At 41.9% G+C, this 10,970-nt stretch carries 7 protein-coding genes and 1 pseudogene; 4 read left to right on the top strand and 4 right to left on the bottom strand.

Features of this window, described 5'->3' with window-relative positions; translation table 11 throughout:
* The 3 genes from B4F08_RS03010 to B4F08_RS03020 all read right to left on the bottom strand — a co-directional run.
* Positions 1–194 (bottom strand): GTP-binding protein (locus B4F08_RS03010; RefSeq protein WP_291373069.1); only part of this gene is annotated, 194 nt, incomplete at its 3' end.
* A 169-nt stretch (positions 195–363) separates the two neighbouring features.
* The gene (locus B4F08_RS03015) at positions 364–2,442 is read right to left on the bottom strand and encodes an EAL domain-containing protein (RefSeq protein WP_291373071.1); all 2,079 of its coding nucleotides are present in this window, start codon (positions 2,440–2,442) and stop codon (positions 364–366) included.
* Positions 2,443–2,707: 265 nt separating this feature from the next.
* Positions 2,708–4,903 (bottom strand): carboxy terminal-processing peptidase, encoded by a 2,196-nt coding sequence (locus B4F08_RS03020; RefSeq protein ID WP_086209923.1) that lies wholly within the window; start codon positions 4,901–4,903, stop codon positions 2,708–2,710.
* Positions 4,904–5,144: 241 nt separating this feature from the next.
* Between B4F08_RS03020 and nagZ the strand changes: the two genes are divergently transcribed.
* Together nagZ and B4F08_RS03030 are read left to right on the top strand one after the other, a co-directional pair.
* On the top strand, positions 5,145–6,161 hold the full coding sequence (gene nagZ, locus B4F08_RS03025; protein ID WP_291373073.1) for a beta-N-acetylhexosaminidase: 1,017 nt from the start codon (positions 5,145–5,147) through the stop codon (positions 6,159–6,161).
* A gap of 157 nt (positions 6,162–6,318) precedes the next feature.
* Positions 6,319–7,188, top strand: coding sequence for a class I SAM-dependent methyltransferase (locus B4F08_RS03030; protein ID WP_291373077.1), 870 nt, complete (start codon positions 6,319–6,321; stop codon positions 7,186–7,188).
* Positions 7,189–7,255: 67 nt separating this feature from the next.
* Here the strand turns inward: B4F08_RS03030 and B4F08_RS03035 are convergent, their stop codons facing one another.
* Positions 7,256–8,587 carry an alpha/beta fold hydrolase gene (locus B4F08_RS03035; protein WP_291373075.1) on the bottom strand — a complete coding sequence of 444 codons (1,332 nt, stop codon included), beginning with the start codon at positions 8,585–8,587 and terminating at the stop codon, positions 7,256–7,258.
* Positions 8,588–8,893: 306 nt separating this feature from the next.
* Here B4F08_RS03035 and B4F08_RS03040 point away from each other — a divergent pair, with 306 nt between their 5' ends.
* Together B4F08_RS03040 and B4F08_RS03045 are read left to right on the top strand one after the other, a co-directional pair.
* Positions 8,894–10,159 (top strand): glutamate-5-semialdehyde dehydrogenase, encoded by a 1,266-nt coding sequence (locus B4F08_RS03040; RefSeq protein WP_291373079.1) that lies wholly within the window; start codon positions 8,894–8,896, stop codon positions 10,157–10,159.
* Positions 10,160–10,724: 565 nt separating this feature from the next.
* Positions 10,725–10,970, top strand: a pseudogene (locus B4F08_RS03045) (acetate kinase); the annotation flags it as partial.

Raw genomic sequence — 10,970 nt, forward strand, 5'->3', positions numbered from 1 at the left:
TCTTTTTCCATTTCCATCCAGTCCGATGTCGCGGCACGGTCAGATTTACGGCTTTTTACCATCCCCGCAACCTGAATCGCTTGTCCCCATAACAATAGTTTTTCGGTCATGGTGGTTTTACCCGCATCGGGGTGGGAAATAATCGCAAAGGTGCGACGCTGCGCAACTTGCGCGGCTAATTCATTTTTAAACATAAATTAAATCTGCAATTGATACATAGCCTGAATGATCGCCTCGATCAATAAAGGCTATACAGGAAATTCTAAATTGGGCTAATTGTATCCGAATACCGCTTGGGCTTCTATTGTCTTTTATCAAGCCCTGTTAGAAAGCCCCCTAACCGAACTGCAAATGCCAAAACAGCTAATTAAAATAGGTCGAGGATGCATACTCAAACTCTTCCAAGCGCTTCACATCCATAGGCATACCCAAGAGATAGCCTTGTAACTGCTGGCAACCTAAACGGGATAAAATTTCCATTTGCAACGGGCTTTCAACACCTTCTGCTGTTACGACCAACCCCAACCGAATCGCCAAATGGACAATACTTTCTAAGATCATTTCATCTTTAGAACCAACAGAAAGCTCATGAATAAAACCACGATCAATCTTTAACTCATCTACAGGCAAATCTTTCAAATATAAAAAGCTAGAATGACCTGTACCAAAATCATCAATCGCCAAACGAATCCCCATTTCACGTAAGCGCTGAAGCGTACGAATACTGCCCTCAATATGGTGCATAGCCGTGCTTTCTGTAATTTCTATAATTAAATGATTCGGGTTAACTTTGTACTTATCAAAAAGATGTTCTAAATTATTAAATAAATGCTTATGCTCAAACTGTACTGCTGATAAATTCACAGCGATTGGATACAGTTCAACTTTATCTCGCTCCCAAATTTGCAGTTGTTTACAAGCCTGCTCTAAAGCCCAATAGCCCATCTGAATAATCAGCCCAGTCTTTTCTGCCCCTTTAATAAACATATTTGGAGTCAGTAAACCTAAACTTGGATGCTTCCAACGAATCAACGCTTCCACACCACAAATTCGCTGATCTTTAATGGTGAATTTCGGCTGGTAATATAAAACAAACTGTTGCTCTTCGACCGCTTTGTATAAGTCATTAATCAGTTTGGTCTGACTTTTGGCTTCTTGTTGGTCAATACTGTAATTGAAAATAGAAAAAGTATTTCGCCCTTGATACTTTGAAGTCAGCATCGCTGCATCAGCATTAATCAATAAATCCTGTAAATTATTGCCATGTTCAGGATACATGGCTATACCAATACTGGCAGAGACATTGATTTCCTTACCCGCAATCAAAAAGCTCTCTTGAATTAACTCTAAAACTTGTTCCGCCATATCACATGCATGGTCAGGCGTTGCTTGTTCAAGTACCATCAGAAACTCATCGCCACCAATTCTCAACATTTTTTCATTTTTGCCGAGGTGGTGATGAATACGCGTGGTGAGTTGGACCAACAATTGATCCCCGACATGATGTCCAAACACATCGTTTACCGCTTTAAATCGGTCTAAATCAATATATAAGAAGGCAATACTTTCATCACGAAAGCGATGGTCTGTAAATAGAAAATGTGCATATTCAGCCAAATACAGACGATTTGGCAATTTGGTTAAATTATCTTGTACAGCCTGATTTGCTAATTCTCTATTCGCTTGGGATAGCTGTTTATTGCGTTCCTCTAACCGTTGCTCCAAGACCGCCACAACAAAAGCCGCAACCAAAACTAGGCTTGTGATGAAGATCACTACAAATAAAATAATACTTTGCCCAGCCTCTAAGGTCATGACCAAACGATTACTATCCGCTGGATAAAAAGAGACCGCCAGCATGCCTGTATAATGCATGCTCACGATAGTCAAAGCCATCATTCCTGCGACATACCATTGGAATAATGATTTTTTATTAACCGCATTTTTATATTTAAAAATCAACCAAAAAGTCAAACCAGAGCCACTGATAGCCAGTAGAATGGAAAAAATCGTGAGTAAAGGATCATAGACACTATGATAGCCTTCAATCATTAGTCCCATCATCCCCGTATAGTGCATCCCTGAGATACCAAGTCCCATCAACACAGCACCTAAAACCAGTCGGAGAAAAGGTAAAGTATTACGCGTGGTCAACCAAATTGAAAAAATAGACGCAAGAAATGCGATAAAAAAAGAAAGAATAGTCAGTGCTGGATCAAAATAACTATGTATTGGCAAATCACAAGCCAACATACCCACAAAGTGCATAGCCCAAATGGCACAGCCTAAGAAAAAACCACTGAGTAAAATTAGCCCTGCTTGAAACTTTTTTCGCCATGCACGAAACAATAGACGTTCAGTTGACACTGCAAAAAAACAAGCCAACAATGCCACAATAATTGAACCTAATACCAAACTAAAATCGTAATGCACATGCATCATATAAAGTGTCCGTATTAATTGCTCTTTTTCTTCATTTATATATCCTTTTTATCAAAGGCGAAAAGCATTGTTACCTGATTAAGAATCTTATACAAATAGTTTCAGGTCAAGAAAAAAACTTAAAAATCTTATTAGAATTTATAGATTTATTTTACAGTTCAGATCGGTTAGATTGTAGATAAAACTGACATTTGTGTCTTAAGTCACACTTTAAAATAAAAAGCCAGTTGAAACTGGCTTTTTATTTTATTTGTCCAAAAAAGAACTACTTCACTGTACCTTTTTGCAACTTCGCATAATCTAACAAAACGTTCGCTGACTCTGTGACGAACGCTTCATCTTCAGGTAAAGCTGGTCGTTGATTTGCCTTCATTTTGGCACGTTCCTCAACTAAGGCTTCCATCGCGGCTTGATAGCTTTCCCAGTTTGCATATGGTTTTTGCCCTGCAATCTGACGGCGCTTATTTTCAGCATCCAAAGTTTGCTTTTCAAGTGCAATCAATTCAGCTTTACGTTGATCAATATCTAATACAACACGCTTTTGCTCTTCAGTCTTTTTCGAAATTTCTTTGCGTTGTTCCAAATAGTTAAACTGCGGATCCACTTTAACCCGTGCTTGAGACAACTCACCTAAACGTTTCACATAAGGAATAATACTGCCTTCACGTTTAAATGGTGCTGTCGGAATGGTATCCCACTCCAACGCATTTTTGGCTTTACGCTCACCAAATTCGTCATTATAGATATCCACCAGTTTAACGTCTGGAATCACTCCTTTGTTTTGGGTACTGCCACCCGTGACGCGATAGAACTTGCGCTGCGTCAATGTCGCTTGACCATGTGCCAAATTATCGAGCTGAACTTGAGCCGTTCCTTTACCTGTGGTGGTACTACCAATCACAATCCCACGCTCATAATCCTGAATCGCAGCAGAGTAAATTTCACTGGCAGATGCCGATGCCAAATTCACCATGACTGCCAATGGACCTGCATAGGTTTGCGCACCATTATCATCGTCTTCGAAAACGCTGACATTGCCATTACCATCTCGAATTTGCACTACAGGGCCTGACTTAATCACCTGTCCAAGCATACGAGCCACTTCTTCCAGTGACCCTCCAGGGTTATTACGCAAATCAATAATAATTCCCGATACATTTTTAGCTGCTAAGGATTTTAAAGCATTATTGGTATCTTCAGACACTGAACGATATTCTGTACCCGCACGGCGTGCACGATAGTTCAAATAGAATGATGGAATTTCAATTACGCCAAAGGTGTACTGCTGTCCATCACGAGTTATATTCACGGTACGTGAACGTACACCTGCATCTTCTTCTTGAATCACATCTCGAGTAATGGTCACACTACGTGCTTGGCTCATAGCAGCGCCAGCACCCAATAAACGGATCGTGACTTTAGTACCACGTTTACCACGAATAAGCCCAACAATCTCATTGCTTGGCCAACCGATAACATCCACCATTTTTTCGCCGTCTTGCGCCACACCAATGATGCGGTCACCAGACTTCACTTGTCCTGACTTACTTGCAGGACCACCTTCTACAATGGTTTCAATCTTGGTGTAGTCTTCATTGCCCCGTTCAGGTCGAATCGACACCCCAATCCCTTCAAGTTGTAACGTGGTTTGACGGTTTAACTCCATCGCATCGACAGGCGGGAAATAGTTACTGTGCGGGTCATAGGTTAAAGTCATTGCATTGAGTGTTTTATCTAACACATCATCACTTTTCACCCGCGAAATACGTTCTAACTGTCGGGTATAACGCTTGGTTAAGGTTTGTACTGGGGTTAAATCTTCAGGACTCGTTAGGTCTTGACCATTGGCCAATTCTGGATTGGCTTTCAGTGCTTTTTGCTTCGCTAACTCTTCTTCTTTACTAATCGTCAAGTTGATCAACTGTGAAACCAACATTTTGTTCCAATGCTGACGCTGCGCTGCTTCATTGGCAAAATACGGTGCTTTTTCACGATCCGTTTCAATATAAACATCAGCTTGTTTCAAGTTCTGCGGTTTTTTCAGCTCATCCAGCATATAGGTATAAAACTGGGTTAAACGTTCCCGGTATTGTGCATGAATCGCATAGGGGCCGCTTAAATCACCTGCCTTTAAAGCCACACCAAAGGTTGAGCCATATTGACGTTTATAATTTTCTATTTCAGGGGCAAGAAAGAGCGAATGATCTGGATCTAGACTGTCTAAGTAAAAATCAAGAATACGTGCCGATGTCTTCGCATCTAAACGCTGATTAAGATAATGTTGACGGTCAACCAAGGTCGCCAGTTGACGAGACACCAAAGCCTGTTCCTGCGACGGAACAATAGCTTGTTTGGTTACAGCACTTGGTTCAGTCGCTGCAATGGCTTCATTAATGGCATGAGTGAAAAAGAATCCACCCGTTGCAATTGCAACCGCACAAGCAATGGTTTGAAGTTTCATAAATAATTCTTAGTTCCTTGGTTTTTGACCAAAATTACAATGTCATTTTTCGACATGAATTGAGAATATTCAAAATCTTAAACAACTTAATCTGTTTATGTCGTGTAGTTTTATCATAATCTGTGCTGACAAAATGTAGCAAATCATTGCAAAATTCGGGTATTGTTTTCGACGACCTGTTTCGCTCTCCTTTCAGAGCCAAAACAGTCACTGACCAAAAAATCAAATACGGACACCCAATATGATTGGCGCATTGATGCTTGACATCGCAGGCACAGAACTTACTCAAGAAGATATTGCACTATTACAAGCACCGCAAGTCGGTGGCATGATTTTATTTGGACGAAATATTGAATCTCCTGCCCAAGTTCGCGCTCTGACCGACCATATGCGTCGAATCCGCCCTGATATTTTGATTGCAGTCGATCAAGAAGGTGGACGTGTGCAACGCTTAAAACAGGGTTTTAGCCTACTCCCTGCTATGGGCAAGTTTGGCGAGCTATTCTTAAGCGAACCTGAAAAAGCTTTAAACTTAGCAGAACAATCTGGCTGGCTGATGGCGACAGAAGTACTCGCAGTTGGCATCGACTTTAGCTTTGCCCCTGTGCTGGATTTAAATGACATCAGTGATGTGATTGGTGACCGTGGCTTTGCCAAAAATATTCAAGATATCGTGCCACTGGCCAGTGCTTTTCTCAAAGGGATGAAAGCCGCAGGCATGGCGTCGACAGGCAAACATTTCCCTGGTCATGGTTCAGTCAAAGCAGACTCGCATGTCGCAGCAGCCATCGACTCACGCACGTATGATGAAATTTATGCAAAAGATATGCAGACCTTTATCCAACTGATGCCACAGTTGGATGCACTCATGCCTGCACATGTAATTTATGACCAAGTTGATTCCAACCCTGCGGGTTTTTCACCGTATTGGATTCAAACTGTTTTACGTCAACAACTAGGCTTTGATGGTGTCTTATTCTCAGATGATTTAAGCATGCAGGCCGCATGTGTCGCAGGTGGAGCCGATGCACGTATTCAAGCTGCACTCCATGCAGGCTGTGACATGGGGTTAGTGTGTAATGACCGAGCTGCAGCATGTGTAGCTTTGGAAGGGATCAGTCAGCTTGCCCTACCAAACCAAGCTCGCTTAGAACGCATGCGTGGTCAGATTCCAAACATCAACGTTCCATCGACGCTGCATCTAGGTGAGAGTTGGGCCAAAGTCCGTGACCAAGTCGAGCTGTTCCGCTTAGGTTAAACACTTATATATCCTAGACCATGTCTAACACGATATTTCGGACAAAGGGACATCACAAGATGTCCTTTTTTCATTATGATAAATGCTAAATAAAATGGCTTGCACTGCATTGCCCACACAACAGTACGAAAACAATAAAATCTCAGGTACGGATACCATGACAGACGCCCTATCGGTTCACCGCCACATCTCTTTTACTGCACATTATACGGGTTATATTTGGTATAGCATGGGCATCTCACATCCTGTATTTGCCACCAGCAAAGGGAAGTTTCTGGCCAAACTGGTACATCCACTTGAAAGTTGGGCGGAGAAACATGTCGGTGGCAGTATGCGCACCACCTTGAAACAGCGTCACCAAATGATAGATGAGCAACTTGGGGCACTGATAAAACAACACCCGAACTTACAAATTTTAGAAATTGCCAGTGGCCTATCGCCTCGGGGTTGGAGTTTCCGCCAACAGTATCCCGACATTGACTATCGAGAACTTGATTTACCCGATATGGCACAAATCAAAACCCAAGCCTTAAAACAGATTGATCAGACCAGTCCAGCCGTGCTTTCTGCCGACTTGTTTAGCGCAGATTTTGCTCGTGCTTTTGAAGTGTTTGATCCAAACCGTCCATTGGTGGTGGTGAGCGAAGGTTTAATCAACTATTTTAATAAAGACATGCTGACTCAATTGCTACAAGGCATCGTAGAATATGGGCAACAGTTCGATCAGTTATATTATCTAACTGACCTCTACCCAGAACCTGTGAAAAATAAGCTCGCTAACTTTATCTGGAGCAGTAGCAAACTTTTAAAATGGATGTCACGTAGCGCCTTTGGCTTTCACTTTGTCAGTCCACCTGAAGCTGCTCAGTTTTTTAAACAAGCGGGCTTCCATACGGTTGCCGTTCACCAACCAACCTTAACACTTCATATCGCTCAGAAAACATATCAACATTTGGATGCACAAGAACACTTAGGCGATTTGGTCTGGATCATTCATAGCAAATGGCAAAAACCGAATTCAGTCTAAGACAGAGGCTAAAATCATCCATAAAAAAAACAGCGCTCTAACGCTGTTTTTTTATTTTAAACAAGAACTAACTTACAGCTTCAAGCAATGCCAGTTCTTGTTTTTGGCGCGCAACGAAACGAAGTAAACGCTCAGCAAGTTCAAAACTGCCATGTTTAAATAAGGCTCTGAGATACGGGCCATCTTCAGCAAAAATTAAACATTCGATCTGAAACTCACCTTCTTCATCACTTAAGTGTAAAGCCAAATCACGTGGATATTCAGCCGCTACAGCAGCCAAGTCTGACCCAAAGCGTAAAAGCACCCCAAAATAGTTTAAGTCCACCACTTCCGTTGAAATGACCAAATCTGAATGGCGATAGCTTAAAAAGGTTTCAGGTTGTTGAATCTGAATTCGTGCTTCGCCCCGACGTTCCATCGTCAGCAGTTGTGCTCGACTAAATGGAATAATGCCCTCTAAATTTTGAATCGACTCATCCTTTAGGAAGGTCGCAAACAAGTGCATGGTTTCTTTACGCCGTTGCAACTGTGGCACATGGTCTGCATTGGCAATCTGTGCATATTCCATATTAGGGCATTGCAAAGCAAAATTGGCATTTTCATGCGGTAAGGTAAAGCTGTCATATTGACCGCAGGCCACCAATACTTTGCACTGCGGAATTGGCACATCCGTTAAACGGAGCAAACGATTACAGTTGATTTCATAGCGCTCTTGCTCAGTTCCAGTAAAGTCAGCCATCTGCCTAAAGAACAAACGTTTGGCGGTAGGTGACATTCGGGTTTTATCCATTTGAGCATGGTTGACCAAATACAAGATCACTGCTTGACCAAACTCATCCATGCGCTGTTCACGCATTAGGTGTAAGGATTCTTCTAGCAACATCCGCCAGCTTTTACGGGTCTTTTGCATCACACCCATCAAAATCATGCGATCTATCAACTCAGGGCGTTGATCCGCTAGGCAGGATGCCACCACCGACCCCAGCGACATGCCCATCACTGACACTTTATCTAAGCCCTCAATGTCTAACCAAAGTCCGAGCATTTGTGCGAGATCACGCAGTTCTAAGGTACCCGCAGACAGACTGGTATCAATATTACGAATTTGTTGATTTGCCCCCATCGACGGCAAATCAATCAGAATAATTGGACCTGCATCTAAAAGCTGTTCCACACAATACTTATAAGAGTTAAAGTTTTGAAATGCCCCACCAATGATTACAATAGGTGTGCGATGGAATGACTCTGGTCGAGCAATCGCCATATATTCAATTTTCCAGCCCTCAATCCATGTGGTTCGCGCAGGATCTTTAAAACTATTCCGATGGTAAATATCAAAAAAACCTAAACGTAAATTAGATTCATCCAGCTCGGCATCCATTTGAATAATAGAATTCATGTTCCTTCCCTCTTACTCTTGCCTATACTTTTTGTTTTGCAAGAAATTCACTGGCACCTTGACCATGATCAGTAAGGTTTCAATGTTGTAATAATTATACGAGGACTTCATGTCCTAAAATTCATTCTATACAGAGCACTCTTTTACACGCAACAGGTTGTGCAACCGCTCATCATGTTTTAGATAAAAAACAATTTCAAAATATGTATAGGTTCCCTTATCTGCTGGATTTTTCATGTAGAGACTATGCGGTCGGGTATTAGACTGTTACTATCTTTAGTGAAATTTCTAAGTGATCAAACCACTATGCAAGAGTCGATTGAACAATACATGCACACGGTAGGACAGCAAGCACGTCAAGCTTCTCGTATTTTGGCGCGCGCCTCTACCGAAACTAAAAACAATGCTTTGTCAGCTATTTATACTGCTTTAGTCAACAGTGAGCCCGCAATTTTAACGGCAAACCAAGCAGACATGAATAAAGCCCACAGCAACAACTTAGACAGTGCCTTACTTGATCGCTTAGAACTTACCCCCGCACGCTTCAAAGGCATGTTACAAGGTCTCAAAGATGTCATTAGCCTGAAAGACCCAGTCGGTGAAATCACTGATATGGCCTATCGCCCTTCTGGGATTCAGCTCGGTAAAATGCGCGTTCCTTTAGGCGTGGTCGGCATGATTTATGAATCTCGCCCTAACGTGACTCTAGAAGCAGCTTCATTGGCACTGAAGTCTGGCAATGCCATTATTTTACGTGGTGGCTCTGAAGCACTTGAGTCAAACAAAGCAATAGCTGAAGCTGTTCAACGCGGTTTAAAACTGGCAGGTTTACCTGAACATGCGGTTCAAGTCATTAACACCGCAGACCGCGCAGCTGTGGGTCAACTGATTACACTCACTGAATTTGTTGATGTGATTGTTCCACGTGGAGGCAAAAGCCTAATTGAACGTATCAGCAATGAAGCCCGTGTCCCTGTGATTAAGCACTTGGATGGGAACTGTCACGTTTATGTTGAAGCGCAAGCTGACCTACAAAAAGCCCTCCCGATTGCACTCAATGCAAAAACTCATCGTTACGGTGTATGTAATGCAATGGAAACTTTGTTGGTCGATGAAAAAGTCGCGGATGAGTTTTTACCCCATGTCGCTGAGCTCTATACAGAAAAACAAGTGGAATTACGTGGCTGTGCTGAAACACAACGAATTTTAGGTTCAGACGTCAAAACAGCGACAGAAGAAGATTGGTACACCGAATATCTTGGTCCAATCTTGGCCGTGAAAGTGGTATCGGGTATGGAAGAAGCGATTGAGCATATCAATAAATATGGCTCACATCATACCGATTCAATCATTACCGAAAACTACTCTCTAGCTCGTGAGTTCTTGGCCGCTGTTGATTCAAGCTCTGTCATGATCAATGCCTCGACCCGTTTTGCCGATGGTTTTGAATATGGCTTAGGTGCTGAAATTGGCATTTCAACTGATAAAATCCATGCACGTGGACCTGTTGGATTAGAAGGCCTGACTTCACAAAAATGGATTGTATTTGGTGATGGTCAAATTCGCCAATAGTCACTCCGACTGATATTTAGGCAAAATGTTCAGCCCTCCTCGAAGGGCTGAACTTTTTTTATATCTGAATAATTCCCTAAAATATAGAACTCAAAAGCACCATCTATATCAGAAGTGCCTCTCGTTCTTTGTCGTTGACTAGAGCTTTGGAACTGAGGAGAACCATGGTTGAGATATGACATGGTCTAACTAAAGTGATGTCATGACTTTTTATGATTGCACTCATTGTATTGAAGTTGTGCTGATCTTCGATGCAATATCAAAAACAAACAGGAATGCCACAAACTATTTAACTGCTTTGGGTATACAGCATGCTATTTTTGAAAGGCTGAACGTGAATAATATTTCGGCATCATTTCATGAATAAATGAAAATTATGAACCGATAAATTTTAATTATTATTCATCAGACGGTCGATAGTGCTTAAGTCTAATCACCTAAAGTCTATCTAGGACTAAAAATATACACATGATACAACATAAAAAATGATCAAGATTGCATAAGAACGTACTGCATGAAGATCAGTTCTAGGACGGATAATTCAATTAGAATCGGGTATTAAAACGTGTCTACATCAGTATTAGTAATTAACTGCGGATCTTCATCAATCAAATATGCACTCGTTTCTGAACGTCGTGAAGATCGTATTTTTGGTTTAGCTGAGAACTTAGGTTCTGCTGAAGCTCGTATCAAAGGCATTACAGCGGGTGGTCAACCCCTTGAATTGTCGATTCCACACGCCGATCATGAAAAAGCATTGGAAACGATCTTAGAACGTCTTTCACACTATAACCCTCAAGCCATTGGTCAC

This window comes from Acinetobacter sp. UBA6720 (assembly GCF_002454215.1).
Lineage (GTDB): Bacteria > Pseudomonadota > Gammaproteobacteria > Pseudomonadales > Moraxellaceae > Acinetobacter.

Excerpts from the sequence above, each read along its gene's own strand:
- B4F08_RS03015 (WP_291373071.1), bottom strand. The coding sequence starts at position 2,442 with ATGATGCATGTGCATTACGATTTTAGTTTGGTATTAGGTTCAATTATT.
- B4F08_RS03020 (WP_086209923.1), bottom strand. The coding sequence starts at position 4,903 with ATGAAACTTCAAACCATTGCTTGTGCGGTTGCAATTGCAACGGGTGGA.
- nagZ (WP_291373073.1), top strand. The coding sequence starts at position 5,145 with ATGATTGGCGCATTGATGCTTGACATCGCAGGCACAGAACTTACTCAA.
- B4F08_RS03030 (WP_291373077.1), top strand. The coding sequence starts at position 6,319 with ATGACAGACGCCCTATCGGTTCACCGCCACATCTCTTTTACTGCACAT.
- B4F08_RS03035 (WP_291373075.1), bottom strand. The coding sequence starts at position 8,587 with ATGAATTCTATTATTCAAATGGATGCCGAGCTGGATGAATCTAATTTA.
- B4F08_RS03040 (WP_291373079.1), top strand. The coding sequence starts at position 8,894 with ATGCAAGAGTCGATTGAACAATACATGCACACGGTAGGACAGCAAGCA.